This is a genomic window from Streptomyces sp. NBC_00376 (genome assembly GCF_036077095.1).
Lineage (GTDB): Bacteria > Actinomycetota > Actinomycetes > Streptomycetales > Streptomycetaceae > Streptomyces.
Genome location: NZ_CP107960.1, coordinates 5374110 through 5400721, shown reverse-complemented (window position 1 = coordinate 5400721; position 26612 = coordinate 5374110). Strand labels below are relative to the sequence as shown.

Sequence of the window (26612 nt, the reverse complement as noted above, 5' to 3'; positions counted from 1 at the left end):
GACCGACGCGAGGGTCCGCGAAGGGCGTATCCATCCCCGATCAGGGGAATGTTCCCGTTTCACCCCGCTTCGGTGCAGAGTGTGAATTGCAGCTCTTCGGCATGGCTCATGACTGATTGTTCTGTTCTGGCGCTTCGTTGCCGCGTCCCGTTCCGACAGAGCGAGTTCCGGACAAAAAAACGCGGCCGGCCCGCCCTCTCGGAGCGGGCCGGCCGGCGACCGGGTTCGGCCGGGATCACACGTTCGGGGGCACCCCGTCGATGGGCCGGCCCAGCACGCCGGGGCGCTGCTGCCGGGGCAACGGGCCGCCCGGCGGCCGGTAGTCGACGCCGAGGGCGTCGAGCCGGGCGTAGTGCGTGGTCATTCGGCTTTCGAAGCCGGCGAAGTCCCGCTCGGCGGGGGCGGGCAGCGGCGACCAGGCGACCTCCGCGAACGCCGCGAGGCGCGGGAAGACCTGGTAGTCGACGCGGGACCGGTTCTGCATCACCTCGGTCCAGACATTGGCCTGGGTGCCCAGGATGTGACGGGCCGCCTCCTCGGAGAGGCCCGCCGGTACGGGCTCGAAGCGGTAGACGTCCTCCAGGGTGCGGACGAAGCCGATGGGCATCGGCTCGTCGGGGCCGCCGTCCTGACGGTGGTCCAGGTACACGTGCTGCTCGGGGCACATGACGACGTCGTGGCCGGCCTCGGCGGCGGCGATGCCTCCGCCGTAACCCCGCCAGGACGACACGGCGGCGCCCGCCGGGAGGCCGCCCTCCAGGATCTCGTCCCAGCCGATCAGCCGGCGCCCGCGCGCGGTGAGCCAGGTGTCGAAGTGCCGGATGATCCAGGACTGCAGCTCGTCCTCGTTGGCCAGGCCGAATTCCTCGATCCGGGCCTGGGCGACCGGCGAGTCCTTCCACTGCTCCTTGCGGCATTCGTCGCCGCCGATGTGGATGAACGGCGAGGTGGCGGCGGGGAAGAGGTCGAGGACCTCTTCGAGGACGCCTTCGAAGAAGCGCAGGGTGTTGTCGGTGGGGGCGAGTACGTTCGAGTTGATGCCCCAGGTGTCCCAGACGGAGAGGGCGGTGGTGTCGACGACGTCGGTGTTGCCCAGTTCGGGGTAGGCGGCGATGGCGGCCTGCGAGTGGCCGGGGATGTCGATCTCGGGGACGACCCGGATGTGCCGCTCGGCGGCGTAAGCGACGATCTCGCGAATGTCGTCCTGCGTGTAGTGACCGCCGTGCGGGGTCTCGTCCCACAGCTCGGACGCCCGGTGGCCGTGCTTCGTGCGGGAGCGCCAGGAGCCGACCTCGGTGAGCCGGGGGAAGCGCTTGATCTCGATGCGCCAGCCCTGGTCGTCGGTGAGGTGGAAGTGGAAGACGTTCAGCTTGTGTGCGGCGAGGAGGTCGAGGTAGCGCAGCACGTCGTCCTTGGGCAGGAAGTGCCGTGCGACGTCGAGCATCATTCCGCGCCAGGGGAAGCGGGGGCTGTCCTCGATGTCAGCGAAGGGGATGGCGCGCCGGGTGCCGGGGGCGGTGGGCGCGCGGCGGAAGGCCTCGGGGCCCAGGAGCTGACGGAGGGTCTGCGCGCCCCAGAAGACCCCGGCGGGGCTGCCGCCGGTGATCTCGACGCATGTGCCGGTCCCGGTGCTCAGCCGGTAGCCCTCCGGTTCCAGTGCCGGGTCGATGCCCAGCCGGACGGTGTTCGTGGCGTGCTCGCGGCCCTCGGCGGCCGGCCGCGGGGCGAGCGGCAGACCGAAGGCGGCGCCGAGCGTGGTGCGCAGCCAGCGTTCGGTGTTCTCCGTGCCGGGGGCCGCCGTGATGGTGGTGGACGGGTCGAACAGGAAGCCGCAGCGCCCTTCACCACCGGCGCCCACGGGTGCCGGGACGATGTGCGCGGGCGCCGGGACGATGTCTGCGGGCGCCGGTGCCGGGTTCGTGTCGTTGTCGGTTTCCATGGCGTCAGTCCTTTACCGCTCCGCCGAGTCCCGAGACCAGGCGGCGCTGTACGAGTACGAAGAAGACCAGTACGGGAACGGTCATCACCGTCGAGGCGGCCATGATCCCTCCCCAGTCGTTCTCATCGGGTTTGAAGAAGACCAGCAGCGCCATGGGGAGCGTCGACTGGGAGGTGTCGCTGATGATGAACGACTTCGCGAACAGGAAGTCGTTCCAGGTGGAGATGAACGAGAAGACGCTGGTCGCCACCAGGCCCGGGAAGACCAGCGGGAAGAGGATCTGCCACAGGAAGCGGGTGCGGCTCGCGCCGTCGATGTACGCGGCCTCCTCCAGAGCCTCCGGGACGGCCTTGACGAAGCCGCGCAGCATCCAGATCGCGAACGGCAGCGAGAAGGCGAGGTGCGGCAGGATCAGGGAGCCGAGCGTGTTCAGCTGGCCGAAGTCCCGCATCAGGAAGAACAGCGGGATGGTCAGCGCCTCGACCGGCACCATCTGCGCGACCAGGAACATGATCAGCAGCGTGGTCCGGAAGCGGAACCTGAACCGGGTCACGGCCGTCGCCGCCAGGAAGGCGATCAGCGCGGAGGCGATGACGACCGTGCCGGCGACGAGCAGGCTGTTGAGGAAGTACCGCCCGAAGTCGTTCTGTTCGAAGACCCGGCGGAACGAGTCCAGGGACGGCGACAGCGTCCACGGGCGGGGGTCGGTGGACTGGATCTCGCCGGCCGGTTTGAGCGCGGAAAGCACCATCCAGTAGAGCGGGAAGGCGACCGCGGCGGCTATCAGCAGGGTCGCGGCCTCGGCGGCCAGCCGGCCGGGCCGGCGGACGTGCAGCATGGTCCGTGCGCTCACAGTTCCTCCCCCTGGCGCCGCACCAGGCGCAGATAGACGAGCGTGACGGCCAGCAGGATCACCAGCATCACGACGCCGATCGCGGAGCCGAGGCTGTACTGCGAGGACGCGAACGCCTTCTGGTACGCGTACACGTTGAGCACCAGGTTCTGGCCGGCGATGCCGCCGCCGCCCGTCATGACGTAGATCTGGGTGAAGACCTTGAAGTCCCAGATGATCGACTGGATGGTGACGACGACGAGGATCGGCCGCAGCATCGGGGCCATGACCGACCGCCAGATCCGCCACTGCGAGGCACCGTCCAGCGCGGCCGCTTCCAGCACCTCGGTGGGGATCGCCCGGATGCCCGCGTACACGGTCACCATGACGAACGGGAACGAGCACCACAGGACTTCGAGGAGCACCAGCGCGAAGGCGCTGTAGCGCCCGTACGTCCAGGAGAAGTCGCCGAGCCCCAGGACCTTGTTGACCGGTCCGAAGTCGGGGTCGAAGAGGAACACCCAGACGGTGGACCCGGTGATCGCCGGGGTCGCCCAGGCGCCGAGCGCGGCCATCATCAGGGCGAGCCGCGGCAGGGCCCGGACGCGGGTCAGCAGGACGGCGAGCGCGCAGCCGACGAGCAGGGTGGCCAGTACGCAGGTGGCGGCGAAGACCACGGTCGCCAGCAGCACCTGCCAGAACTGGCCGTCGCCGAAGAGCGTCGCGTAGTTCCCGAAGCCCTGGAAGGTGGTCGGTTCACCACCGCTGACCTGGGCCTGGGTGTACTCCAGGAAGGAGATCAGGCCGAGTTGGTAGATCGGGTAGACGAGCAGCCCACCGAGCAGGACGAGCGCGGGCAGGAGATAGAGCCAGGGGGTCCGGCCGGGGCGGCGCGCGGACGGGGCCGGGCGGCGCCGCCGGAGCGGGCGGGCGGAGGTGCCGCCCGCTCCGGACGTGCCACCCGTTCCGGGCGTGCCGGGCGCTTTGTACGCCGTACTGTTCGCGGTCATGGTCAGCCCGCGTCGGCGAACGCCGCGTCCATCTTCTTCGCCGCGTCGTCCGCGGCCTTCGCGACGTCCTTCCGGCCGCTGACGATCTCCTGGAACATCGTCGGCAGGACCAGCGAGGAGTCGATCTGGCCCCAGCCCGGCGAGGCCGGGACGAACTTGGCGCCCGCGCCGAGCGTCTTGACGAACGGCTCGACGAACGGCTCCTTCTTCGCGGCCGCGTCCCGTACGTCGGTGTAGGTCGGCAGGAAGCCCATCGCGTCGAACATCTTGGTCTGCGTCTGCTTGCCGGTCAGGGTCTTCATCAGGTCCACGGCGAGCGTGCGGTGCGGGCTGCTCTTCAGCACGCCGATGTTGTTCCCGCCCGCGAAGGCGGGGGCGACGGAGCCCTCGGCGACGCCGGGCAGCGGCACCACCGCGTACTTGCCCTTCACCGAGCCCGCCTCGACGGCCGCGTGGCTGAAGTCGCCGCCGATCGCCATGGCGGCCTTGCCGGAGGCGAAGGCGGTGACGGTCGCGTTGCCGCCCATGGCCGCGCACTTGGCGGCCGGACAGTTGTCGTCGCCGAAGAGCGAGGTGTAGGCCTCGATGCCCTTGCGGGCCTTGTCGCTGTTGATGGCCGCCTTGTACGTTCCGCCGCTCTCGTCGGCGAGTTCGCCGCCGGCCGACCAGATGAAGGGCATCGCGCCGTAGGTGTACGCGCCGCCGACCGCGAGCCCGTACAGGTCCGGCTTCTTCTTGTGGATCTTCTTCGCGGTGGAGATCAGCTCGCCCTGGGTCTTGGGGGCGTCGATCCCCAGTTCCTCGAAGACGTCCGTGCGGTAGTACAGCGCCCGTACACCGACGAAGAGCGGGGCGCCGTAGATCTTGCCGTCCGCCGTCACGGACTGCTTGGCGGTCGGGTCGGTGTCCTTGGCCTCGTCCCAGGCGGCGAACTCGGCGCTCACATCGGCGAGTCCGCCGTCCTTGACGTATCCGGCGGTGTCGGTGTTGCCGTACTCGATGAGGTCCGGGGCGCTCTTCGGGTCGTTGAACGCCGCCTTGATGCGCTGGGCGCGGGTGTCGACCGGTATGTACTCGATCTCGACCTCCGCGTCCTTGTGGGCCTTCTCGAAGTCGGCGACCGCCGCGTCGACGACCTGCTCCTTGGGCTTGTTGCCGACTTCCTGGAAGAGCCAGACACGCAGTGTGCCGGTCTTCTCGTCCCCCTCGGCTCCGGTGTCGGAGGTCTGCGGCGCGCATGCGGTGGCGGTGAGACCCGCCAGCACAAGGGCTGCGGCCGGGGCGGCAATTCGGGCAGACAGCTTCATCCGGGAACCCCTACCGGTTGGCGTTGCAGCATACGCAACGAGCGTTTCGTACTGCACAACTGGCAGGAGAGTAGGTGCGCACGCAGACGCCGACAAGTGGTCTCTACCACTCTGTGACCCGGCGAAGCAGTCCGTGCAACGCGAAGGGCCTCTCGGGGCACGCGTCCGTACAACGCAAAGGGCCCCCGGGGCACGCGTCGTACGCGTGCCCCGGGGGCCCGAAGCGGAGGTCGCCGGACGGCTCCGGCCCGCTTCTCGCTACTTCTTGTCCTTGCCGCCCTTGCCCTTGTCCTTGTCGCCACCGGCGCCCATGGACTCGTAGATCTCCTTGCACATCGGACAGACCGGGTACTTCTTGGGGTCGCGCCCCGGCACCCAGACCTTCCCGCACAGTGCGACCACGGGGGTGCCCTCCAGGGCACTCGCCATGATCTTGTCCTTCTGGACGTAATGGGCGTAGCGCTCGTGGTCGCCGTCGCCGTTCGACACCTGCGGCGTCGGTTCCACGAGGGTTCCGGTACCTGCCCCGCGCTCGGGCTCAAGAGTGCTCATAACCGCCAAGGGTACCGACCGCCCGGAGCTTCAGTTCAGCGAAGGGTCGTCCGGATACGTGGCGATCATCGCCAGTTCGCTGCGCTGGCGGCGCAGGACCGCGCGCCAGAGGTGCTCCGGGCGCGGGAAGGAGACGTCCCCGGGTTCGGACTCGACCACGTACCAGGCGCCCTCGGTCAGTTCGGTCTCCAGCTGTCCGGGGCCCCAGCCCGCGTACCCGGCGAAGATCCGCAGCGAGCCGAGCGCCGCGGCCAGCAACTCCGGCGGCGCCTCCAGGTCCACCAGCCCGATCGCCCCGTACACCCGGCGCCAGCCGAGCGGGCCCTCGTCGCCGGGGATCACGGCCACGCCGAGCGCCGAGTCGAGCGAGACCGGGCCACCCTGGAAGACGACGTCCGGCTCGCCGGTCAGGCCGGCCCAGGGCGTGAGGATGTCACCGACGCCGACCGGGGTCGGGCGGTTCAGGACCACGCCGAGTGAGCCCTCCTCGTCGTGGTCGAGGAGGAGCACCACCGCACGGTCGAAATTCGGGTCCGCGAGCGCGGGTGTGGCCACGAGCAGTCGCCCTGTGAGCGAGGACACCTCCGTCATGGCAGAAATGATCCCGCATCTTCGCCCGCCGCGGGGACCAAGCGGGCCGCCCGGTCACCGGCCGGGCCGGAGCGCAGCTCAGGGCGCACGGATGCATGGGGAGCGCGCGATCCGGAGGGCCTTGCGGACGGTAACCCTCCGCAAGAGTCGGGGAGCAGAGCGTGTTGTGGCGGATTCATGACGTTCGTACACCCCCGGTTCTCTTACGGAATGGGGGTAGTCGGCCATTACTCTTTCGTTTGGCCCCCTGCCCGACCACTCCGGAACGCGAGATTCATGACCGGCACAGACGATGTCCTGCTTGTCCACGGCGGAACCCCGCTGGAGGGCGAGATCCGCGTCAGAGGCGCCAAGAACCTGGTGCCGAAGGCGATGGTCGCCGCGCTGCTCGGCAGCGGGCCCAGCCGGCTGCGCAACGTGCCCGACATCCGCGACGTGCGGGTGGTCCGGGGGCTGCTCCAGCTGCACGGGGTGACGGTCCGGCCCGGTGACGAGCCGGGTGAGCTGATCCTGGACCCGACCCATGTGGAGAGCGCCAACGTCGCCGACATCGACGCCCACGCGGGCTCCTCGCGCATCCCGATCCTGTTCTGCGGCCCGCTGCTGCACCGGCTCGGCCACGCGTTCATCCCGGGGCTCGGCGGCTGCGACATCGGCGGCCGGCCGATCGACTTCCACTTCGACGTGCTGCGGCAGTTCGGCGCGACCATCGAGAAGCGGGCGGACGGGCAGTACCTGGAGGCCCCGCAGCGGCTGCGCGGCACGAAGATCCGGCTGCCGTACCCGTCGGTGGGCTCCACCGAGCAGGTGCTGCTGACGGCGGTGCTCGCCGAGGGCGTCACCGAACTGTCCAACGCGGCCGTGGAGCCGGAGATCGAGGACCTCATCTGCGTACTGCAGAAGATGGGCGCGATCATCTCGATGGACACCGACCGGACGATCCGGATCACCGGTGTCGACCGGCTGGACGGTTATACCCACCGCGCCATCCCGGACCGCCTGGAGGCGGCCTCCTGGGCGTCCGCGGCGCTGGCCACCGAGGGCAACATCTACGTACGGGGCGCACAGCAGCGCTCGATGATGACGTTCCTCAACACCTTCCGCCGGGTCGGCGGCGCCTTCGAGATCGACGACGAGGGCATCCGCTTCTGGCACCCGGGCGGCGCGCTGAACGCCATCGCCCTGGAGACGGACGTGCACCCCGGTTTCCAGACCGACTGGCAGCAGCCGCTGGTGGTGGCCCTGACGCAGGCCACGGGCCTGTCCATCGTCCACGAGACGGTGTACGAGTCGCGGCTCGGCTTCACCTCCGCGCTCAACCAGATGGGCGCGCACATCCAGCTCTACCGCGAGTGCCTGGGCGGCTCCGACTGCCGCTTCGGCCAGCGCAACTTCCTGCACTCGGCGGTCGTGTCCGGGCCGACCCGGCTGCAGGGCGCGGACCTGGTCATCCCGGACCTGCGCGGCGGTTTCTCGTATCTGATCGCCGCGCTGGCGGCGCAGGGCACGTCGCGGGTGCACGGCATCGACCTGATCAACCGCGGCTACGAGAACTTCATGGACAAGCTGGAGAAGCTGGGCGCGAAGGTCGAGCTGCCGGGCGGGGCGCTGGTCTGAGACCGGGCGCCGGACGGCTGCTGACGGGGGTTCGGGGCACTGCCCCGGGCCCCCGTTCCCCGTCTTCGGGCCCCTGTTCCCCGTCGGCCGGGCCCCCGGGGCCTCGATACCGGGCCTCAGAGGCACAGAACGGGGCCTCTCGGGCCGGTACACCGAAGGGCGGTCACCCTGGTGGGGTGACCGCCCTTCGTCGCGCCTGTGGGGCTTACTTGCCCTTGGCGGCTTCCTTGAGCTTGGAGCCCGCGGAGACCTTCACGCTGTAGCCGGCCGGGATGTTGATCGGGTCGCCGGTCTGCGGGTTACGAGCGGTGCGAGCGGCACGGTGGGTGCGCTCGAAGGTCAGGAAGCCGGGGATGGTGACCTTCTCGTCGCCCTTGGCGACGATCTCACCGACGGTCTCGGCGAGGGCGGCCAGCACGGCGTCGGCGTCCTTGCGAGTCACCTCGGCGCGGTCGGCCAGGGCGGCCACCAGCTCACTGCGGTTCATGTTGTTACTCCCGTGTTCTTCTTGCCTGTGAGGCGTGAGATCGAAGCCGATGCTGCCAGGGCCCTCGGACAGTCCCCGGACCCGGGTCTGTCGTCAGACCCTCGCGCCCGATTACGCATCCTGCCCCCACCTGCGGCGGTAACGCCAATCCGGCACCCTCCGGAGTCACACGAAAAGCGCCACCGCCTCCTCGTGGTGACGTTCCGTCGACTCCCCGAAAGCGTTCCGCAGTGGATGCGGGGCTCAGGGCTGCCCCGTAATCCCTGACGGGCGGGACGCGCCGCCCGCCCACCCTAAAGGGGCGTTTGGGGCGTCGCGACCCGCGACGCGCCGTAGGCCGGGCCGACGTGGGCCGGACCGGCGTGGGGCGCCGCGGGCGCGCACGGCGACGGCAGGGGTCGCGCCGGGGCGTGCGGACGGATCCGGGTCAGCCGAGGTTGCCCGGGGCCACCCCGGCAGCGGCCTTCGCGGCCTCCCGGACGGCACCGGCGACCGCACCCGCGACCCGGTCGTTGAAGACCGACGGGATGATGTAGTTCGCGTTCAGCTCGTCCTCGGCGACCACGTCGGCGAGGGCACCCGCCGCGGCGAGCATCATCTCCGTGTTGACGGTGCGGGACTGGGCGTCCAGCAGACCGCGGAAGACACCCGGGAAGACCAGCACGTTGTTGATCTGGTTCGGGAAGTCGGAGCGGCCGGTGGCGACAACTGCCGCCGTCTGGCGAGCGATTGCGGGGTCCACCTCGGGGTCCGGGTTCGCGAGCGCGAACACGATCGCGCCCTCGGCCATGGCCGCGACGTCGTCGCCGTCCAGCACGTTCGGGGCGGAGACGCCGATGAAGACGTCGGCGCCCACGACGGCCTGCTTGAGGGTGCCGGTGACGGACTCCGGGTTGGTGTTGTCGGCGATCCAGCGCAGCGGCGAGTCGGCGTCGGCGGAGACGAGGTCCTCGCGGCCGGCGTGCACCACGCCGTGGATGTCGGCGACGACGGCGTGCTTGACGCCCGCGGCGATGAGGAGCTTCAGGATGGCCGTACCGGCCGCTCCGGCGCCGGACATGACGACCCGTACGTCCCCGATTCCCTTGCCCACCACGCGAAGTGCGTTGGTCAGCGCGGCCAGCACGACGATCGCGGTGCCGTGCTGGTCGTCGTGGAAGACCGGGATGTCCAGGGCCTCGCGCAGCCGTGCCTCGATCTCGAAGCAGCGGGGTGCGGAGATGTCCTCCAGGTTGATGCCCGCGAAGCCGGGGGCGATCGCCTTGACGATCTCGACGATGGCGTCGGTGTCCTGGGTGTCCAGGCAGATCGGCCAGGCGTCGATGTCGGCGAAGCGCTTGAAGAGGGCCGCCTTGCCCTCCATGACCGGCATGGCGGCCATCGGGCCGATGTTGCCGAGGCCGAGCACGGCGGAGCCGTCCGTCACGACCGCAACGGTGTTGCGCTTGATGGTGAGGCGGCGGGCGTCCTCGGGGTTCTCGGCGATCGCCATGCAGACCCGGGCCACGCCCGGGGTGTAGATCATCGAGAGGTCGTCACGGTTGCGGATGGGGTGCTTGGACGCCATCTCGATCTTGCCGCCGAGGTGCATCAGGAACGTACGGTCGGAGACCTTGCCGAGGACGACGCCCTCGATGCCACGCAGGCCCTCGACGATCTCGTCGGCGTGCGAGGTGGAGGTGGCCGCGATGGTGACGTCGATCCGGAGCTTCTCGTGACCGGAAGCGGTCACGTCGAGGCCGGTGACCGAACCGCCGGAGGACTCCACGGCCGTGGTGAGCTGGGAGACCGCTGTGCCGCTCGCGGGCACCTCCAGCCTGACCGTCATCGAGTACGAGACGCTGGGCGCCGTTGCCATGGCCGAGTCCTTCGCTTTCCCTAGCTTCTTTGCCGCGCGGCCGGGGCGCTCGCCTCGGACACGCTTCCCGATCGTCGCACCTACTAGCCGGTAGCCGGTAATGACTGCCACTCTTCGGAAAGTACTTTCCACCATACGAGATATGAGGGCTCCAACGGAAGCCCCGAATCTCCGGTGGAAGCCCCGGAAACAAGAACAGACCCGCGCCACCAAGAGGTGACGCGGGTCTGTCGTACGGGTCAAGCGGCACCGACCCGCCATGCTCGCCTCGCGGCAAGTGGTCGCTCGTAGCGACGAAGGTTGGGCCCGGGGGCTTGGATCGAGCCGGTGCCGACACCAGGCTAACAAAGACCCCGAAGAAGTGATTCCCCGTGGCACAGGTTGACCCGGAAAACAGGCGATCAGTCCCTCAGCAGGTCCGGGACGCCGTTCTCGTCGGGCAGGTCCCGCTCCCCCGAGACCACCGTGAGCTGCTGCGTCGCACGGGTCAGCGCCACGTACAGCACCCGCAGGCCCGCCGGGGACTCGTCCGCGATCTCCGCGGGCGAGACGACCACCGTGGCGTCGTACTCCAGGCCCTTCGCCTCCAGGCTGCCCAGCGCCACCACCCGCTCGCCGAGCTCGGCGAGCCAGGCGCGGGCCTGGGCCCGGCGGTTCATCGCGACGACCACACCCACCGTGCCGTCGACCTCGCCGAGCAGCCGCCGCGCCTCCTCGCGCACCGAGGCGGCCAGATCGCCGTCGCGCACCGTCTCGAAGCGCGGCTTCACTCCGGTGGAGCGGACCGCGGACGGGGACTCCATCCCGGGCATCGCGAGCGCCAGGACCTTCGAGGCCAGCTCGGCGATCTCCGCCGGGTTGCGGTAGTTGACCGTGAGGGTGAAGCGGCGGCGCGGCCGGTTGCCGAGCGCCTCGTCGCGCGCGCGGGCGGCCTCGTCCGGGTCGGACCAGGAGGACTGCGCCGGGTCCCCGACGATCGTCCAGGTGGCGTGCCTGCCCCGGCGGCCGACCATCCGCCACTGCATGGGCGTCAGGTCCTGCGCCTCGTCGACGATGACGTGCGCGTACTCGGTACGCTCCGCCGCCAGCCGCTCGGCGCGCTCGCGCTGCGTCTCCTCGCGCTGCGGCATCAGCTCCTCCAGACCGGAGAGCTGGTCCAGCGGGTCGAGTTCGCGCTTCTTCTTCGGCCGGTGCGGGGTGCCCAGCAGCGTCTGGAGCTCGTCGAGGATGGCCACGTCGTGCACCGACAGCGGCCCGTTCCCCGCGCTGTCGAGCCGCTTCAGGGAGCGCGCGAAACGGCGCACCTCGCCCTGGTTGAGCACCCGGCGGGCCCAGCGGCCGAGCCGCTTCTCGTCGGCCATCGCCGCGAGCACCCCGCGCGGGGTGAGTTCGGGCCACCAGGCGTTCAGGAAGTCGAGGAAGTCCGTCTCGGTGGAGACGTCCTCGTCGAAGGAGGAGCGCAGTTCGGCGGCGAGCTCGGGGTCGGTGTAGCGGCCCCGGCCCGAGGACTTGTTCCACAGGGCGTCCAGCAGCAGTCTGCGGGCGCGCGGGCGCAGCAGGTTGACCGGTGCGGTGCCGCCGAGGACGGACTGCCGGATGCGGTGGAGCTCGTCGGCGTTCAGCTCGACGCGGGCGCCGAACGCGACGACCCGCAGCCGGGTGGGGGTGGCGGGGGTCGCGTCCGCCTCGTCGTCGCCGAAGGACAGCTGGCCGTCCCGGTCCGCCGCCGCCTTGCGGGAGGTGCCGGGCTGTTCCAGCGCGCCCCGGGACGCCCTGCGCAGCACCTGGAGCATCCGGGAGGAGCCCTTGATCCGGGCGACGGCGGGTTCGTCGTAGGTGGTGGCGCCCTCGACGCCGGCCGCCTCGTCGGAGAGCGAGCCGACGGCACGGATCGCGACCTGCCCCTCCTCGCCCAGCGAGGGCAGCACTCCCTCGGTGTACGCGACCAGGAGCGGGGTCGGCGAGACGACGAGGATGCCGCCCGCGTAACGCCGCCGGTCCTGGTAGAGGAGGTACGCGGCGCGGTGCAGGGCGACGGCCGTCTTGCCGGTGCCGGGGCCGCCGGAGACCTCGGTGACCGAGGCGGCGGGGGCCCGGATGACCAGGTCCTGTTCGGCCTGGATGGAGGAGACGATGTCGCGCATGGTGTGGCTGCGGGCCTGGCCGAGCGCCGCCATCAGTGCGCCGTCGCCGATGACGGGCAGCTCGGCGCCGTCCAGGTACGCCGTCAGCTCGGGGCGCATCAGGTCGTCCTCGACCCCGAGGACCTTGCGCCCCTTGGAGCGGATGACCCGGCGGCGTACGACCCTGCCGGGTTCCTTCGGCGTCGACCGGTAGAACGGTGCGGCGGCCGGCGCGCGCCAGTCGATGACCAGCGGCGCGTAGTCGGAGTCGAGGACCCCGATCCGGCCGATGTGCAGCGTCTCCGCGATATCGGCCGACAGGTCGTCGCGTACCGCGTCCTCGGCCGGTTCGACGGAGGTGTACGCGCCGTCCGGACCGCGTACGCCGTCCTTGCCGAGCAGCAGGTCGATCCTCCCGAAGAGGAAGTCCTCGAACTCGCTGTTCAGCCGGTTCAGGTGGATTCCGGCCCGGAACACCTGGGCGTCGCGCTCGGCGAGCGCCCCCGGCGTACCGACCTGGCCGCGCTTGACGGCGTCGTCCATGAGAAATTCCGCCTCGTGGATCTTCTCCTCAAGGCGGTGGTACACACGGTCGAGATGTTCCTGCTCGACACCGATTTCCCGGTCCCGCAACGAATCGACAGCGGCATCCTGCGCGGCCACCGAGGCCCCCTTCTGACGTGCATTGGGCAGCCGTCAACCTTATGCGAAGGGGGACCCTCCGCGCACCTGCCGCGCGTCTCGAAATGGTCTGCCCGGGATCTCGGTCAGGCATCGACCTCGACCAGCCGCCTGCCGTCGAACGTACGCACCTCGAAATGGTCGATGTCGCCCCGGCCCATGGCGGCGCCGCCGGAGACCTGGAGCGGGTATCGCGCTCCCGGGTACGAGGAGTCCTCGATGCCGTATCCCCACTCCGGCACGGACCAGGAGGAGACGACCTCCTCCTCACCGGTCTTCGACACCGCGATCAGCCGGCATTTCTGCGGGCCCTTTACGTTCCCGAGCTCCAGCACGGTGCTGGTGCCCCAGGGTTTCCTCGCCATGCCGATCGTGGCGTCGACCCGGGTGACGGGGTCGGTGGCCCGCACCTTCTCCGGCATGCGGTCGACGGAGGCGTCCCCGGAGTCCACGGAGTCTCCGGTGGGGGTGGTTGGGCTGGTGGGGCCTGTGGGATACGGATCGGCCGCCCGTGTCGTCGGGCCGTCGTCGCCGCTCGCCAGGACCACGGCCACCGGGCCGCCGATGATCAGCGCCACCGCCGCCGCCACCAGCCACATGGAGCGGCGCCTGCGCCGGGCCCGCCCGGCGCTCACTTCGTCGAGCAGCCGCTCCAGCACGTGGGGGCCGGGCTGCCCCGGTACGTAGCGGGCGGCTGGGGCGCCCGGGGAGACGGAGACCCTCGCGAGCACGGGCCCCAGGGCGGCGAGCTCGTCGAGCCGGGCGGCGCACAGGTCGCAGTCGGCGAGGTGCGCCTCGAAGGCGGACGCCTCGGCGTCGTCGAGAACACCGAGGAGGTACGCGCCGGCGGCGTCGTGCCCGGCGGCGTCGGCCGCGTGACCAGCGCGGCCGGGGTGGCCGGGGTGGCCGCAGGGCCCTGCCGGACCGAGTCCGAAGGGCTCCCACTCGTGGTCGTCGTTCATGCCGTGATCCCCCTCTCCTCCAGCGCGAGCTTCATCGAGCGCAGCGCGTAGAAGACCCGCGACCGTACCGTCCCGCTCGGAACGCCCAGCACCTCGGCCGCCTCGCCGACCGTGCGGCCCTTGAAGTAGGTCTCGATCAGGGCTTCCCGGTGCGCGGCGGTCAGATCGTCGAGCGCCTCGGACAGTGTCATCAGCCACAGCGCCTTCTCCATCTCGTCCTCCGCCGGAACGGCCTCCAGCGGCGACGGATCGACCTCGGGCGGCCGGGCCTGCCGGCTGCGGTGGCCGTCGATGACGATGCGCCGGGCGACCGTCACCAGCCAGGGCCGGACCGATCCGGTGGCGCTGCCCAGCCGCCCGGCGTTCTTCCAGGCGCGGATGAGCGTCTCCTGCACCACGTCCTCGGCGCGCTGCCGGTCACCGGCGACCAGCCGGAGCACGTACGCGAACAGGGGCCCGGCATGCTCCCGGTAGAGCGCCCGCATCAGCTCCTCGTCCGGGGCGGCGGAAGGTGACGAGGCCGAAGGCGCGGGCGCGAAAGGCTGGGGTGGCGGCGGCTGTGCCTGCCCGCCACGGTGCCGAGCCCTGTGCGGACGATCATCGGCCACGGCCGCATCCTTGCGCACCCGAACCTCCCGGTCGAGACCCTGTGGAGCTCCTAGGTCATCGAATACGGGGGCGGGCCGCGATCCGTTCAAACCTGGCTCGGGTTTCCTTACGGGACCGCCGCGTCCGGCACCGCCACGGCCGCCACCCGACGCCGGTGCCGGGCCACCCGCTCACGGTTCCCGCAGACCTCGCCGGAGCACCAGCGGCGCCGCCGGCCGCGCGAGGTGTCCAGGTAGAGGCGGCGGCAGTTGTCCGCCTCGCAGCGGCGCAGTCCGGCGCGGGCCACGGGGTCGGTGAGGAGTTCGACGGCGTCACGGGCCACGGCGGCCAGCAGCGCCCCGCACTCGGGATCGGCGCTCAGTGTCCGTACCAGCTTGCCGCTCCTGCCGCGCACGGCCCGCAGGCCCGGTGGCGCCTCGGCGGCGAGCGCGTTGACCCGGTCCAGGGCGCTCCCGGCGCCACGGCCGCCCAACTCGGCGGTCAGCAGCCGTTCGACGCCGGTCCGCAGCTGCCGGAAACGCACCACCCAGCCCTCGTCCACGGCTTCGAGGCACGTGCCGTCCGGTACGAGTCCGGCGGCGAGCAGCCAGTCGGCCAACCGCTCGGCGCAGTCGAGCAGTTCGCATGCGCCGGTGGTTCCGACCCCGGTCGCCACCAGGTCGAGGCAGGGCCGACCGGAGTCGAACCGCCAGTCGCACGAGCTCTTGGCCGCCATGCGCATGTCACCGCCTCGGGGTCACCGGTGGGGTCTCCCCCAGAGTGCTCCTCGCGGGGCGAGCCCGGAACCCCTGCTGCCGCGCGGTGTCCGGGGACATGGGCCGTACGGTTGCCGGATGAACGACGATCACGCCACCACCGGCACCCTCTCGGCCGGCCCGCTCCTGCTCAGGCCCTGGCTGGCCGCTGACCTCCCGGCACTGATCGAGGCGTACCGCGATCCCGCGATGCGCGCCATGCTGCGTTCCCAGGTCACGAACGAGGCGGAGGCGGAGCAGTGGCTGCGGGTGCGGCAGGAGGGCCGGGAGTCCGGCAGTTACTTCAGCTTCGCGGTGGTGGACCGGGATCGCGGGGGCGAACTGGTCGGCAATGTGGCGCTCAAGTACCCCGCACCGGGCACCGGCAGCGCGGAGGTCGGCTACTGGACGGCGGCGCCCGCGCGCGGCCGGGGGGTCGCGCCACTGGCGCTCGGGGCGCTCGGCGACTGGGCGTTCGAGGCGTTCGCCGGGGACGAACTGACACGCCTGGACCTGATGCACCGCCTGGACAACGAGGCGTCCTGCCGGGTCGCGGAGAAGAGCGGGTACGGCTTCGTGGAGGTACTTCCGGCGCAGCCGCCCTGGCCGGTGGACGGGCACCGGCACACGCGGCTGCGTACGCCGCTTACCGGGCATGCACGGCCGCTTACCGGGGATGTGCAGCTGCCTGCCGGGGATGCGCGCCGTACCAGGGAAGTCCGCCCGTAGCCGTCCGTCCCCGGTCGGCCGACCCGTCGCTCAGCCCGTGGGCGGACCGTCGTGCAGGATCCGCTGGAACAGGCAGTGGTCGCGCCATTCGCCGTTGATGTGGAGGTAGCGCGGGGCCATCCCGAACTGCTCGAAGCCGCACTTGGCGAGCACCCGCTGCGAGGCGAAGTTGTCCAGCACCGTCCCCGCCTCCACCCGGTGCAGGTGCAGCTCGTCCCTGGCCAGCTCGCAGATCCGCTCCACGGCGGCCGTGGCGAGACCGCGGCCCGCGTACTCGACGTCGACCCAGTACCCGAGCGTCCCGCTGCGCAGCGGCCCGAGCACGATGCCGTTCAGGTTGAACGCGCCGATCGCGCGGTCCTCCTCGTCGGCGAGCACCCAGGGCATCACCCGCCCCGCGTCGCGGTCCACGAACATCGCGGCCAGCCGCTCCGACTGCCCCTGCTCGGTGTAGAAGAAGTCGGGCCGTACGGGCTCCCAGCGCTCCATGTACGCACGGCTGCGGGTCAGCGAGACGGCGAGGGAGGCGGCGTCGGCCGGGGCGGCGGGGCGAAGTCGCACCTCCGCGTCGAGCCGGTGGATGTCCTGAGTCATCCCGGCACGCTATCGGGGTGCGATCCCGCCTCGCACCCCCTCACCGCGCCGTGTGCGCCTGCTCCGCCAGGGCTATCAGCCGGTCGAAGGTGCGGATCAGCTCCGCGCGTCTGTCCTGCTTGTACTCCGGCTCGGGCTCCAGGCCGTCGATGGTCCGCTCCCACACGTCCATGAACGTCTTCTTCCAGCCCTCGGCCACCGCCGGCTCCGGCACGCTCGCGCCGACGTGGTTCTGCTCCGCCATCAGGCACAGCAGCTCGACGTTGCACGGCACGGCGACGCCGTCGTACTCGTCGGGCTCCAGGCCGACCGGGTCACCGGCCATCGCCTCCTCGATCTCCGAGACGAGCCGACCGGTGATGCCCGACAGATGGTCTGCCGCCGCGTCACTGTCGAAATTCCCGCTGCCCCAGGTACCCACGGGGCCCCCTTCCGCCGGTCTTTCCTGCCTGCCCCCGTTCTACCAAGCGGCACTGACAACGGAGCACTGGCGGCAGCGGCCTCGGGGGCAGCCTCAGCGGTGGTCCTCGCCGCCCTCCGCCGGGTCCAGTGCCAGCCGGTAGCCGCGTTTGACGACCGTCTGGACGATCCGGGGCGCACCCAGTGCCGTGCGCAGCCGTGCCATGGCCGTCTCCACCGCGTGCTCGTCGGTGCCGCCGCCGGGCAGCGCGCGCAGCAGATCGGCGCGGGACACCACCCAGCCCGGCCGGCGGGCCAGGGCGTGCAGCAGGGCCATCCCGGCGGGCTGCACCGGGCGCGGCTCCCCGTCGACGGTCACGGCATGGCCCCGGATCTCGACCCGGTGCCCGGCGACCGGCAACGCCGGGGCCCTGGCGGGGAGTTCCTGGCAGAGCAGCTGGACGAGCGGGGCGATCCGGAAGCGATCCGGCTGGACGGTGCCGATGCCCCGGGCCTGCAGGGGCTGGGCGGTGACCGGTCCGACGCAGGCCACGAGGACGTCTTCGCGCAGTGCGCTCAGGAGCTCCGGGAGCAGCCCGCGCTTCTCGGCCCGGCCGAGCAGGGAGGCGGCGGCCGGGGCGCTGGTGAAGGTGAGGGCGTCCAGGCCGCGGGCGAGAGTGGTGTCGAGCAGCCGGTCGAGCGGGGCGATGTCCTCGGGGTCCGTCCAGCGGTAGACGGGTACGGCGAGGACCTCGGCGCCCGCGGTGCGCAGCGACTCGATGAAGCCGGGAAGGGGTTCGCCGTGCAGCTGGAGGGCGATGCGGCGGCCCGCCACGCCCTCGGCGAGGAGCCGCTCCAGTACCTCGGCCATGGACTCGGAGGCGGGTGACCACGTCTCGGTCAGCCCGGCGGCCCGGACGGCGCCCTTGACCTTGGGGCCCCGGGCCAGCAGTTCGGCGCCGCCCAGGGCCGCCGACAGCCGTTCGCCCAGGCCCCAGCCCCCGGCGGCCTCGATCCAGCCGCGGAAGCCGACCGCGGTGGTGACGACGACCACGTCGGGGGCGGCGTCGACGATTGCGCGGGTGGCGGCGAGGAGTTCACCGTCGTCGGCGAGCGGCACGATCCGCAGGGCGGGTGCGTGCAGGACCGTGGCGCCCCGGCGTTCCAGCAGCGCGCCGAACTCCTCCGCGCGCCGTGCGGCGGTGACCCCGACGGTGAAGCCCGTGAGGGGGCCGTGCTGTTCGTCCTCGTGCATGTGGTCTTCCCGGCTCTCGTCCCGCTGCTGCCCGATGATGCCGAGGGGCGAGCCTGCCAATGATGCGTGACAGGGCTGGTTCACCCGTATTTCCCGCCGGTTACGTCACCCGGCACCGAACGGCCGTGCCCGTACCCGGCCCGCCGAAGGTATACCGCACGCAGCACGTACGAGCGGGCTCAACCGGACTCCAGCATCAGTGCCTCGTCGGGCCCGGGAAGCCAGGTGTCGGCGGGGCGCACCAGCCAGCCCTCCTCGGAGCCCAGCCGGGCCGCGGCCTCGCGCAGGGCGTCGAGGCCGGGGTGGCGCAGCCCCTTGCGCCACACCAGCAGGAGCGGCGAGAGCGGCACCGGCCGGACCAGCGGACGCACCACGGTGCCCGGCACCGGGGGGAAGTCGACGACGGCGAGCACCGGGTGCCGGGACTTGGCCATGACCCGCTGGAACTCGGCCACGCCTATGGCGAGCGGGGCGGGCGGCGCCAGTTCGATGCCCCGCTCGGCGAAAAGCAGCCGGGCGAAGTCCGTCCACTCCTTCGTGCGCGGATTCCCGGCGCCCGCGTAGACGGTCTCACCGGCCAGGTCGTCGAGCGCGACGGTCTCGCGCGCGGCGAGCGGATGGTCGTCGGGGAGCAGCACGGCCATCGGCTCGTACCGCACCGGCTGTGTGCCCAGCCGGGCTCGTACCGAGGGGTCGAGACCGGCGGCGCGGCCGAAGGAGACATCGAGCCGCCCGGCGAGGATCTCGTCCGCAGCCCAGGTCAGACCGCTCTCGAACCGGGCCATGAGCTCGCACTCCGGAGCCAGCTCGCGGGCGCGGGCGAGTACCCGGGCGGCCGCCATGCCGTCGGTGTTGAGGTCGACGAAGAGCGGCCGGGCCGCCGGGTCGGCGAAGGCGGCGGCGAGATCGGCGTGCGCGTCCAGCACCCGCCGCGCGTACGGGAGCAGCCGCTCGCCGTCGGCGGTGAGGGCGACCTGCCGGGTGGTCCGTACGAACAGTTCCGCGCCCAGTTCGCGCTCCAGCCGACGGATGTCGCGGCTCAGTGCCTGCTGGGCGATGTAGAGCCGGGCGGCGGCGCGGGTGAAGTGCAGCTCCTCGGCCACCACGACGAAGGCCCGGAGCAGCCGGGGGTCGGTGTGGGCATGGGCGGTACGTGTCCGGGTGCTCGTATCGTCGGCGGAGGAGGCCACACCAGAATTTACAACACAGATGCGTCAATCGGCGTGGAGAAGGTGTTGGACCCCGGGGACCGCACCCCCCGAGGCTTGCTCCATGCCGTACGAGAGAACCCCCGCCACCGACCCCCTGCTCACCGTCTCCGGTGACCTGCTGGTCATCGCCCAGCGCACCACCCCCGCCCGGCGGGCCTCCACCAACCCGTACCGCAGGCTGCTCGCCACCCCGGGCGCCCGCGCCTTCACCGTGGGCAATCTGATCGCCAGGCTGCCCATGGGGATGTTCAGCGTCAGCGCGGTCATCATGATCGCCGGGTCGCGCGGCTCGTACGCCCTGGCCGGGGCCGTCACCGCGACCGGCCTCGCCGCCACGGCGGTGGTCGCCCCCTGGACGGCCCGGCTCGTCGACCGGTACGGGCAGGCCAGGGTCGCGGTGCCCGCCACCGCGATCGCCGCGCTCGGCTCGCTCGCCCTGCTGCTCTGCGTCCACTACGACGCTCCGGCCTGGACCCTCTTCGCCTCCTACGCCGCGACCGCCACCACCCCCAACACCGGCGGGATGTCCCGGGCCCGCTGGGCCCATCTGCACCGGGGCGACCCGACCGCCCTGCACACCGCGAACTCCTTCGAACAGGCCGCCGACGAACTCTGCTTCATGCTCGGCCCGGCCCTCGCCGCACTGCTGTGCGCGGCGCTCTTCCCGGAGGCCGGAACGCTCGTCGGAGCGATCCTGCTGATGACCGGCGTCCTGATCTTCGCCGCCCAGCGCGCCACCGAACCACCGGTGGCGCCCCGCACCCACGCGGGCTCCCCGCTCCGCACCCGGGGCATGCCCGCGCTGCTCGCCGCCTTCCTCGCCACCGGCGCGGTCTTCGGCGCGATGGAGGTCGTCACGATCGCCCACGCCGGAGGCGCGATCCTGGCGCTCCAGGCGGCCGGCTCGTGCGTGGCGGGCCTGCTGTACGGCTCACTGCGCCCGGCCGCCGACATCCGGCGCCGACTGCTGGTCTGCCTGGCCGGAATGACGGCCCTGATGTCCCTGCCGCTGCTCGCCACCGCCTCGACCGGCTCGCTGCTCGCCCTCGCCGGCGCGCTGCTGCTGGCCGGCGCGGCGACGGCACCGACCATGGTCACCGGGATGACCCTGGTGCAACGCCTCACGCCGGAGAGCCAGTTGAACGAGGGCATGACGCTGGCGGTGACCGCACTGCTGGGCGGAATCGCCGCGGGTTCGGCGACCGGCGGCTGGATGGTCGAGCACACGGGCCGGGTGACGGGCTACGTCGTACCGGTCTGCGCGGCGGGCCTGGCACTGGCCGTCACGGCGGCCGGGGTCCGGGCACCCCGGGGCCGATGACCGGCACAAGAACGAGGACCCCGCTGCCGGTGGGCAACGGGGTCCTCGTTCACATGGGAATTGTGGAGATGGCGGGAATCGAACCCGCGTCCAACGGTGCAGAATCAGGGCTTCTCCGTGTGCAGTTCGCTGCGCTTTTCTCAGCCCCGGAAATCACGCGAACAAGTTTCCGACGGGCTCAGTCACTGTTTGATTTCCTTCTAGGCCCCGTGACCGGGTCTAGAAGTTTAGATCCCTTGATGATGCCAGGATCCGGGTCGGGATCACCCCCGGGCTGACACTTCGCAAGTCGCTACTTAGGCAGCGAGGGCGAAGGAATCGCGCTTGGTGTTGGCGATTATTGGTTGCGACATATGGTTTACGAGATCATTGCCGCTTCCTCGACACGCTTCCCCTGCTTCGACATCCGCTGTCGAAACCGATCATCCCCATGTTTTGTTTTCAATGCGTGCACCTGCTGTGAGGTGCAGTGCCATCGTACGTGACCAACGCGCGACGATGCCAGCCTATTCCTGCCACCGGCCGCCCGAGCCGGTGCTACGCGCTCCGCTGGCGCCTGCGCGCCGCCGCGATCGCGCGGTTGGTCTCCCTCGTGTCCTGCTTCTCGCGGAGGGTCTGGCGCTTGTCGAACTCCTTCTTGCCCTTGGCGAGCGCGATCTCGACCTTGACCCGGCCGTCCTTGAAGTACAGCGCGAGCGGCACGATCGTGTGGCCCGTCTCGCCCGACTTCGACTCCAGCTTGTCGATCTCGGCCCGGTGCATCAGCAGCTTGCGCTTCCGCTTGGCCGAGTGGTTGGTCCAGGTCCCCTGCACGTACTCGGGCACGTGGATGTTGTGCAGCCATGCCTCGCCGCGGTCGATCTGGACGAAGCCGTCCACCAGGGAGGCCCGGCCCAGCCGCAGTGACTTGACCTCGGTGCCCATGAGCACGAGGCCGCACTCGTAGGTGTCGAGGATGTGGTAGTCGTGCCGCGCCTTCTTGTTCTGCGCGATGAGCTTGCGCCCTGTGTCCTTTTCCTTAGCCATAGTGCGGCCATTTTCGCACTACGACCCACCCCCGAGGCCACTCAATACCGTCTCGGCCCGCTGCTCGGCCTTCGAGCCGACCGTGAGGTCCGGGGTGATGCCGTGTTCGTCGACGCTGCGCCCGGCCGGAGTGCGGTAGTGGCCCACGGTCAGCTCGGCCACCGAGCCGCCCGGGAGCTTGCTCGGCATCTGGACCGAGCCCTTGCCGAAGGTCCGTGAGCCGACGGTGACGGCACGGCCCCGGTCCTGGAGCGCGCCGGTGAGAAGTTCGGCGGCGCTCATCGTGCCTCCGTCGACCAGGACGACAAGGGGACGGTCGGTGTCGCCGCCCGGCTGTGCGTACAGGGCGCGCTGCTCGCCGTGCACGTCGTACGTGGCGACCAGGCCGCCGTCCAGGAAGGCGGAGGCGGCGGTGACGGCCTCGGTGACCAGGCCGCCGGAGTTTCCGCGCAGGTCCAGGAGCACCCCGGCGTCCGACGGCGCGTCCCGGACCGCGTCACGGACCTTGGCGCCCGAGCCCCTGGTGAACGAGTCCACCTCGATCATCACGGCCCCGGAGGACGAGGAAGCGGCGGCGGAAGGGGCGGAGGAGGCGGCGGAACGGGGCGGTCCGATGCGGCGCACGGTCACGGGGTCGGTGGTGAGCCTGGCCCGGCGCAGCGTCTCGGTCCGCTGGCGGGCGCCGCGCCCTATGCCCAGGACGACGGTGGAGCCTGCGGCGGCCTCCGTACGGTCTCCGCGCAGCAGGGCGACGACCTCGGCGACGGGGCGCTTGTCGACCCGGTGGCCGTCGATCGTACGGAGCAGGTCCCCGGGCTCGATGCCGGCCCGGTCGGCGGGGCCGCCGGGCTGCACCCGGGCCACCTCGACCTGCCCGCCGGCGGAGCGCTTCGCGGCGATCCCGACACCGGTGTACGAGCCGTCCAGGGCCTGCTCGAACTCCTCGTACTGCCGCTCGTCGTACACCGCGCCCCAGCGGTCGCCGCTGCGGCTGACGACCTCCTCGGCCGCCTCCTTGCCGGACTCGCCGTCGGCCACGGCCCGCGCGGCGGCGTCGGCCACCTCGTCCCGGTCGACGGTGGAGGCGACGGAACGGCTCGCCAGGGCCTCGGACTTCGCGCCGCCACGGGGCAGCGAGCCGGTGACCGCCCCGGTGGCCAGCACGCCCGCGAAGACCAATGTCAGAGCAGCCCCGCGGCGCACGCCGCGGGGCCCGAAACACTGCGTGGGGCCCGACATGCCGCCGAGTCTAGGACAACGCCCCCTCGGCGCACGGCCGGTTGGCCGCGCACCGAGGGGGCGCTTGTCACACCTTGAGGTACTTGCGGAGCGCGAAGAGCGCGGCAACGGCGGGCATCAGCAGGCCGATTGCCAGGACCAGGGGCAGCTTGGTGAAGACCGCGTCCCAGCCGATGAAGTCGATCAGATTCAGCTTGCTCTGGAGCGCCAGACCGCCGTCGATCAGGAAGTACCGGCCCGCCAGCAGCATCACGCAGGCCAGGACACCACCGATGAGACCGGCGAACGCGGCCTCCATGATGAACGGCATCTGGATGTAGAAGCCGGAGGCCCCCACCAGCCGCATGATGCCCGTCTCGCGCCGTCGGCTGAACGCGGACACCCGGACGGTGTTCACGATCAGCATCAACGCGATGACCAGCATCAGCGCCATGACGAAGAGGGCGGCCACGTTCATGCCGTTCATCAGCTGGAAGAGGTTGTCCAGGATGCTTCTCTGGTCCTGGACGGACTGCACCCCGTCACGGCCGGCGAAGGCGGTGGCGACGACCTTGTACTTCTTCGGGTCGTGGAGCTTGACCCGGTAGGACTCCTGCATCTGGTCCGGCGTGATGTTGCTCGCCATGGGCGAGTCGCCGAACTGGTCCTGGTAGTGCTTGTACGCCTGGTCGGCGGACTCGTACGTGACCGTGTCGACGACGTCCATCTTGTCGAGGTCGGTCTTGATCTGCTTCTTCTGCTCCGCGGTGACAGCGCCCTTGGCGCACTTGGGAGTCGAGGTCACATCGCTCTTGCTGCAGAGGAAGATCGAGACGTTGACCTTGTCGTACCAGTAGTCCTTCATCGTGCTGACCTGCTCGCGCATGAGCAGCGCGCCGCCGAACAGGGCGAGCGAGAGGGCGACGGAGACGACGACGGCGAAGGTCATCGTGAGGTTGCGACGGAGGCCGACGCCGATCTCCGACAGGACGAACTGGGCGCGCATGGCGTCCTTTCAGTGCTCGGTGCTCAGTGCTGGTAGCCGTAGACGCCGCGCGCCTGGTCGCGTACGAGACGGCCCTTCTCCAGCTCGATGACGCGCTTGCGCATCTGGTCGACGATGTTCTGGTCGTGGGTCGCCATGATCACGGTGGTGCCGGTCCGGTTGATCCGGTCCAGCAGCTTCATGATGCCGACGGAGGTCTGCGGGTCGAGGTTGCCGGTCGGCTCGTCCGCGATCAGCAGCATGGGGCGGTTCACGAACGCCCGCGCGATCGCCACGCGCTGCTGCTCACCACCGGAGAGCTCACCGGGCATCCGGTCCTCCTTGCCGCCGAGGCCGACCAGGTCGAGAACCTGGGGCACCGCCTTGCGGATCTCTCCGCGCGGCTTGCCGATGACCTCCTGCGCGAACGCCACGTTCTCCGCAACGGTCTTGTTGGGCAGGAGTCTGAAGTCCTGGAACACGGTGCCCAGCTGGCGGCGCATGTGCGGCACCTTCCAGTTGGACAGGCGCGCGAGGTCCTTGCCCAGGACGTGGACCATGCCCTGGCTGGCACGCTCCTCGCGGAGGATGAGTCGCATGAAGGTGGACTTGCCGGAGCCGGATGAGCCCACCAGGAAGACGAACTCGCCCTTCTCGATATCGAGAGACACATCCCGTAGAGCGGGACGGCTCTGCTTCGGGTAGGTCTTGGAGACGTTGTCGAATCGGATCACGGATGCACCACGGTCGGCCGGGAGTAGGTGTGCGTGACCATACGCGACCCGGACTGAGGCGTGCAGGCGCGAGTCCGAGGATGGGCGTTTTATGGCGGAACGGGACCGGTCGGAAGCGGGTCCGAAGCGGGTCCGAAGCACTACGGACCGGGTGATGTCCGGCGGGCCGCGCCGAAATCCGCGCGAGCTGGCACAGTGGTAGGGGGAACGGTTGCGTTTCCATGAGCGTTGTGCGGAGAGAAAGCGTATGCGGCTCCGCCGCGCGGGAGGAGGAAAGCGCATGACCTATGACCGACTGGTGTGCGCGAACTGCGCGGCACCCGTCAACGAGGGCCGTTGCCCCGTGTGCCGGGCAAGCCGCGCGCGGCTGCAGCAGGAACAGGAGCAGGGAATGTTCGCCGGGCTGAACCCGGCGATGCTGGTGGCCCTGCTTGTGGTGCTGCTGGGCGCGCTGGCGCTGCTGGCGCACCAGACCGCGTAGCCGCGCGCTCCACCGGACCGCCCTCAGGCGTCGGGACGTGTACGCGGAAGGGCCCGGGATGCCGATCGGCGTCCCGGGCCCCTCTGTGCCTATCTGTTACCGCAGGTGACCCTTAGGCGACCGAACGGCCACCCATCAGGCGCGGCATGACCCGGAAGCCGATGCCCCCGGCGATCATCGTCGCGGCGCCGACCAGCAGGAACGTGGTCTCGGCGGCACCGGTCTCGGCGAGCTCGTCCTTGCCCTTGCCCTGCTCGACCGGCTGGTTGCCGGCGGAGTCGGGGGTGGTGTTGTCCGCGCAGTTCGCGCCGTCGAGGTCGACGGTGCAGGCGTCGTCGCCGCCGGTGGCGGAGCCGGTGGTGCCGCCGTTGCCGGTGGTGCCGCCGTTGCCGGAGGTGCCGCCGTTGTCCGTGCCACCGTTGCCGTTGCCACCGTTGTTGCCGTTGCCGCCGGACTGGTGGCCACCGTTGCCGTTGCCGCCGTTGTCCTGGCCGCCGTTGCCGTTGCCGCCGTTGTTGCCGTTGCCACCGTTGTTGCCGTTGCCGCCGTTGTCCTGGCCACCGTTGCCGGTGCCGGCGTCGGTGCCCGCATCGGTACCGGCGTCGGTGCCCGCATCGGTACCGGCGTCGGTACCGGCATCCGTGCCCGCGTCCGTACCGGCGTCGGTACCGGCATCCGTGCCCGCGTCCGTACCGGCGTCGGTACCGGCATCCGTGCCCGCGTCGGTACCGGCGTCCGTGCCGGCGTCGGTGCCCGCGTCGGTCCCGGCGTCGGTCCCGGCGTCCGTGCCCGCGTCGACACCGCCCAGGTCGCCGCCGCCGTCGGACTCGCCCTCGGGAGCCTTGATGCCGGCGTCGATGCCCAGGCCGCCCTCGTCGGCCTCCGCCTTCGCGGAGATGCCGCCGAGGTCGACACCGATACCGGCCGCCGATGCCGCACCGGCGGCAGTGAGCGAGGCGCCGGCGGCGATGACCGCACCCGCGGCGATCCGCGCGACGCGCAGTCGCGTCTTCTTCGTCATGTGCTGCTACCCCCAGTAGCTGTTCTCGTCAGTGGAGCAGCCATATGCGGGCCCCGGCTCTGCGGGGTTCGCTCCGAGCAGCACCACTTGGAGCCGTGGTCATGCCGCCCGCCCCCGTTCACACCCGTCCCAGACATACGCATGCTGCCCTAGCACCCTGTCCACAGTTAAGGACTACGTCAAGGCCGTTCCGTGCAATATGCACTGCTTTATTCGCAGTTGGTCTTCATTCGGAGTCACGACTGTGACGCACTCGCCACAGCTCCCGCGCAACCCGAAGCACCAACTCCCCTTCCGGAACGGCCCCGTGCGGCCGACGAAAAACGGCGGTGCCGG

Annotated in this window: 25 protein-coding genes and 1 other RNA gene; 4 read left to right on the top strand and 22 right to left on the bottom strand. The window is 70.9% G+C overall.

The features are described from left to right. Positions 1-235 precede the first annotated feature (235 nt). The 6 genes from OG842_RS24365 to OG842_RS24340 form a co-directional block, all read right to left on the bottom strand. Positions 236-1939 carry a beta-N-acetylhexosaminidase gene (locus OG842_RS24365; protein ID WP_266732563.1) on the bottom strand — a complete coding sequence of 568 codons (1704 nt, stop codon included), beginning with the start codon at positions 1937-1939 and terminating at the stop codon, positions 236-238. Positions 1940-1943: 4 nt separating this feature from the next. Next, entirely contained in the window at positions 1944-2777 is an 834-nt protein-coding gene (locus OG842_RS24360; RefSeq protein ID WP_401874360.1) for a carbohydrate ABC transporter permease, read from the bottom strand. Between the two features lie 11 nt (positions 2778-2788). Further along, positions 2789-3781 (bottom strand): carbohydrate ABC transporter permease, encoded by a 993-nt coding sequence (locus OG842_RS24355; protein ID WP_328512466.1) that lies wholly within the window; start codon positions 3779-3781, stop codon positions 2789-2791. A 2-nt stretch (positions 3782-3783) separates the two neighbouring features. Then, positions 3784-5088: an extracellular solute-binding protein gene (locus tag OG842_RS24350; protein WP_328512465.1), complete on the bottom strand. Its 1305-nt coding sequence runs from the start codon at positions 5086-5088 to the stop codon at positions 3784-3786. Between the two features lie 258 nt (positions 5089-5346). Next, positions 5347-5640 (bottom strand): DUF3039 domain-containing protein, encoded by a 294-nt coding sequence (locus OG842_RS24345; RefSeq protein WP_072484142.1) that lies wholly within the window; start codon positions 5638-5640, stop codon positions 5347-5349. A 30-nt stretch (positions 5641-5670) separates the two neighbouring features. After that, the gene (locus tag OG842_RS24340; protein WP_266732557.1) at positions 5671-6231 is read right to left on the bottom strand and encodes a YqgE/AlgH family protein; all 561 of its coding nucleotides are present in this window, start codon (positions 6229-6231) and stop codon (positions 5671-5673) included. Positions 6232-6507: 276 nt separating this feature from the next. Here OG842_RS24340 and murA point away from each other — a divergent pair, with 276 nt between their 5' ends. Beyond that, a complete protein-coding gene (gene murA, locus OG842_RS24335; RefSeq protein WP_124723249.1) occupies positions 6508-7848 on the top strand; it encodes a UDP-N-acetylglucosamine 1-carboxyvinyltransferase in 1341 nt (446 codons plus the stop codon). Positions 7849-8053: 205 nt separating this feature from the next. Here murA and OG842_RS24330 read toward each other — a convergent pair whose 3' ends face one another. The 6 genes from OG842_RS24330 to OG842_RS24305 form a co-directional block, all read right to left on the bottom strand. Continuing rightward, a complete protein-coding gene (locus tag OG842_RS24330; RefSeq protein WP_003968811.1) occupies positions 8054-8335 on the bottom strand; it encodes an HU family DNA-binding protein in 282 nt (93 codons plus the stop codon). A gap of 427 nt (positions 8336-8762) precedes the next feature. Next, the gene (locus OG842_RS24325) at positions 8763-10193 is read right to left on the bottom strand and encodes an NAD-dependent malic enzyme (protein WP_266732556.1); all 1431 of its coding nucleotides are present in this window, start codon (positions 10191-10193) and stop codon (positions 8763-8765) included. A gap of 401 nt (positions 10194-10594) precedes the next feature. Beyond that, positions 10595-12979, bottom strand: a complete 2385-nt coding sequence (locus tag OG842_RS24320) for a HelD family protein (RefSeq protein WP_328512464.1) — start codon at positions 12977-12979, stop codon at positions 10595-10597. 104 nt (positions 12980-13083) lie between these two features. After that, positions 13084-13959, bottom strand: a complete 876-nt coding sequence (locus OG842_RS24315; protein ID WP_328512463.1) for an anti-sigma factor family protein — start codon at positions 13957-13959, stop codon at positions 13084-13086. Then, a complete protein-coding gene (locus OG842_RS24310; RefSeq protein ID WP_266732551.1) occupies positions 13956-14585 on the bottom strand; it encodes a sigma-70 family RNA polymerase sigma factor in 630 nt (209 codons plus the stop codon). Before OG842_RS24310 ends, OG842_RS24315 begins: the two co-directional genes overlap by 4 nt. 89 nt (positions 14586-14674) lie before the next feature. Continuing rightward, positions 14675-15283 (bottom strand): CGNR zinc finger domain-containing protein, encoded by a 609-nt coding sequence (locus OG842_RS24305; protein ID WP_266732549.1) that lies wholly within the window; start codon positions 15281-15283, stop codon positions 14675-14677. A 118-nt stretch (positions 15284-15401) separates the two neighbouring features. Between OG842_RS24305 and OG842_RS24300 the strand changes: the two genes are divergently transcribed. Further along, positions 15402-16031 carry a GNAT family N-acetyltransferase gene (locus tag OG842_RS24300; protein WP_266732547.1) on the top strand — a complete coding sequence of 210 codons (630 nt, stop codon included), beginning with the start codon at positions 15402-15404 and terminating at the stop codon, positions 16029-16031. A gap of 30 nt (positions 16032-16061) precedes the next feature. On the opposite strand, the gene OG842_RS24295 is transcribed toward OG842_RS24300, so the two are convergent. The 4 genes from OG842_RS24295 to OG842_RS24280 all read right to left on the bottom strand — a co-directional run bounded on the left by OG842_RS24295 (position 16062) and on the right by OG842_RS24280 (position 19469). Continuing rightward, positions 16062-16625 carry a GNAT family N-acetyltransferase gene (locus OG842_RS24295; protein WP_266732545.1) on the bottom strand — a complete coding sequence of 188 codons (564 nt, stop codon included), beginning with the start codon at positions 16623-16625 and terminating at the stop codon, positions 16062-16064. A gap of 40 nt (positions 16626-16665) precedes the next feature. Then, the gene (locus OG842_RS24290; protein WP_266732544.1) at positions 16666-17046 is read right to left on the bottom strand and encodes a DUF4259 domain-containing protein; all 381 of its coding nucleotides are present in this window, start codon (positions 17044-17046) and stop codon (positions 16666-16668) included. Positions 17047-17139: 93 nt separating this feature from the next. Continuing rightward, on the bottom strand, positions 17140-18279 hold the full coding sequence (locus OG842_RS24285) for a uroporphyrinogen-III synthase (RefSeq protein WP_266733793.1): 1140 nt from the start codon (positions 18277-18279) through the stop codon (positions 17140-17142). A gap of 179 nt (positions 18280-18458) precedes the next feature. Continuing rightward, the gene (locus OG842_RS24280) at positions 18459-19469 is read right to left on the bottom strand and encodes a LysR family transcriptional regulator (protein ID WP_323185777.1); all 1011 of its coding nucleotides are present in this window, start codon (positions 19467-19469) and stop codon (positions 18459-18461) included. An 82-nt stretch (positions 19470-19551) separates the two neighbouring features. Here OG842_RS24280 and OG842_RS24275 point away from each other — a divergent pair, with 82 nt between their 5' ends. Further along, positions 19552-20811, top strand: a complete 1260-nt coding sequence (locus OG842_RS24275; protein WP_266732543.1) for an MFS transporter — start codon at positions 19552-19554, stop codon at positions 20809-20811. Positions 20812-20871: 60 nt separating this feature from the next. Here OG842_RS24275 and ssrA read toward each other — a convergent pair. From ssrA to ftsE, 5 genes are all read right to left on the bottom strand, one after another. Next, positions 20872-21241, bottom strand: a transfer-messenger RNA (tmRNA) gene (gene ssrA / locus OG842_RS24270). 107 nt (positions 21242-21348) lie between these two features. Continuing rightward, positions 21349-21837 (bottom strand): SsrA-binding protein SmpB, encoded by a 489-nt coding sequence (gene smpB / locus OG842_RS24265; RefSeq protein WP_266732541.1) that lies wholly within the window; start codon positions 21835-21837, stop codon positions 21349-21351. A gap of 18 nt (positions 21838-21855) precedes the next feature. Continuing rightward, positions 21856-23076, bottom strand: coding sequence for a S41 family peptidase (locus OG842_RS24260; protein ID WP_266732540.1), 1221 nt, complete (start codon positions 23074-23076; stop codon positions 21856-21858). 67 nt (positions 23077-23143) lie between these two features. Next, positions 23144-24061, bottom strand: a complete 918-nt coding sequence (ftsX, locus tag OG842_RS24255) for a permease-like cell division protein FtsX (RefSeq protein ID WP_328512462.1) — start codon at positions 24059-24061, stop codon at positions 23144-23146. Positions 24062-24084: 23 nt separating this feature from the next. Then, on the bottom strand, positions 24085-24774 hold the full coding sequence (ftsE, locus tag OG842_RS24250; protein ID WP_030922922.1) for a cell division ATP-binding protein FtsE: 690 nt from the start codon (positions 24772-24774) through the stop codon (positions 24085-24087). 280 nt (positions 24775-25054) lie between these two features. Between ftsE and OG842_RS24245 the strand changes: the two genes are divergently transcribed. Next, positions 25055-25255, top strand: coding sequence for a hypothetical protein (locus tag OG842_RS24245; protein WP_266732537.1), 201 nt, complete (start codon positions 25055-25057; stop codon positions 25253-25255). Between the two features lie 112 nt (positions 25256-25367). Here OG842_RS24245 and OG842_RS24240 read toward each other — a convergent pair whose 3' ends face one another. Continuing rightward, entirely contained in the window at positions 25368-26276 is a 909-nt protein-coding gene (locus tag OG842_RS24240) for a hypothetical protein (protein WP_266732535.1), read from the bottom strand. Positions 26277-26612: the final 336 nt, after the last annotated feature.

What these genes read in the sequence shown, in the direction of transcription:
- OG842_RS24355 (WP_328512466.1), bottom strand. Translation starts at nt 3,781, where the DNA reads ATGACCGCGAACAGTACGGCGTACAAAGCGCCCGGCACGCCCGGAACG.
- OG842_RS24305 (WP_266732549.1), bottom strand. Translation starts at nt 15,283, where the DNA reads ATGGCGGCCAAGAGCTCGTGCGACTGGCGGTTCGACTCCGGTCGGCCC.
- OG842_RS24260 (WP_266732540.1), bottom strand. Translation starts at nt 23,076, where the DNA reads ATGTCGGGCCCCACGCAGTGTTTCGGGCCCCGCGGCGTGCGCCGCGGG.
- OG842_RS24325 (WP_266732556.1), bottom strand. Translation starts at nt 10,193, where the DNA reads ATGGCAACGGCGCCCAGCGTCTCGTACTCGATGACGGTCAGGCTGGAG.
- OG842_RS24345 (WP_072484142.1), bottom strand. Translation starts at nt 5,640, where the DNA reads ATGAGCACTCTTGAGCCCGAGCGCGGGGCAGGTACCGGAACCCTCGTG.
- OG842_RS24300 (WP_266732547.1), top strand. Translation starts at nt 15,402, where the DNA reads ATGAACGACGATCACGCCACCACCGGCACCCTCTCGGCCGGCCCGCTC.
- OG842_RS24330 (WP_003968811.1), bottom strand. Translation starts at nt 8,335, where the DNA reads ATGAACCGCAGTGAGCTGGTGGCCGCCCTGGCCGACCGCGCCGAGGTG.
- OG842_RS24275 (WP_266732543.1), top strand. Translation starts at nt 19,552, where the DNA reads ATGCCGTACGAGAGAACCCCCGCCACCGACCCCCTGCTCACCGTCTCC.
- OG842_RS24315 (WP_328512463.1), bottom strand. Translation starts at nt 13,959, where the DNA reads ATGAACGACGACCACGAGTGGGAGCCCTTCGGACTCGGTCCGGCAGGG.
- OG842_RS24285 (WP_266733793.1), bottom strand. Translation starts at nt 18,279, where the DNA reads ATGCACGAGGACGAACAGCACGGCCCCCTCACGGGCTTCACCGTCGGG.
- OG842_RS24360 (WP_401874360.1), bottom strand. Translation starts at nt 2,777, where the DNA reads ATGCTGCACGTCCGCCGGCCCGGCCGGCTGGCCGCCGAGGCCGCGACC.
- OG842_RS24245 (WP_266732537.1), top strand. Translation starts at nt 25,055, where the DNA reads ATGACCTATGACCGACTGGTGTGCGCGAACTGCGCGGCACCCGTCAAC.
- smpB (WP_266732541.1), bottom strand. Translation starts at nt 21,837, where the DNA reads ATGGCTAAGGAAAAGGACACAGGGCGCAAGCTCATCGCGCAGAACAAG.
- OG842_RS24295 (WP_266732545.1), bottom strand. Translation starts at nt 16,625, where the DNA reads ATGACTCAGGACATCCACCGGCTCGACGCGGAGGTGCGACTTCGCCCC.
- murA (WP_124723249.1), top strand. Translation starts at nt 6,508, where the DNA reads ATGACCGGCACAGACGATGTCCTGCTTGTCCACGGCGGAACCCCGCTG.
- OG842_RS24365 (WP_266732563.1), bottom strand. Translation starts at nt 1,939, where the DNA reads ATGGAAACCGACAACGACACGAACCCGGCACCGGCGCCCGCAGACATC.
- ftsX (WP_328512462.1), bottom strand. Translation starts at nt 24,061, where the DNA reads ATGCGCGCCCAGTTCGTCCTGTCGGAGATCGGCGTCGGCCTCCGTCGC.
- OG842_RS24350 (WP_328512465.1), bottom strand. Translation starts at nt 5,088, where the DNA reads ATGAAGCTGTCTGCCCGAATTGCCGCCCCGGCCGCAGCCCTTGTGCTG.
- OG842_RS24240 (WP_266732535.1), bottom strand. Translation starts at nt 26,276, where the DNA reads ATGACGAAGAAGACGCGACTGCGCGTCGCGCGGATCGCCGCGGGTGCG.
- OG842_RS24340 (WP_266732557.1), bottom strand. Translation starts at nt 6,231, where the DNA reads ATGACGGAGGTGTCCTCGCTCACAGGGCGACTGCTCGTGGCCACACCC.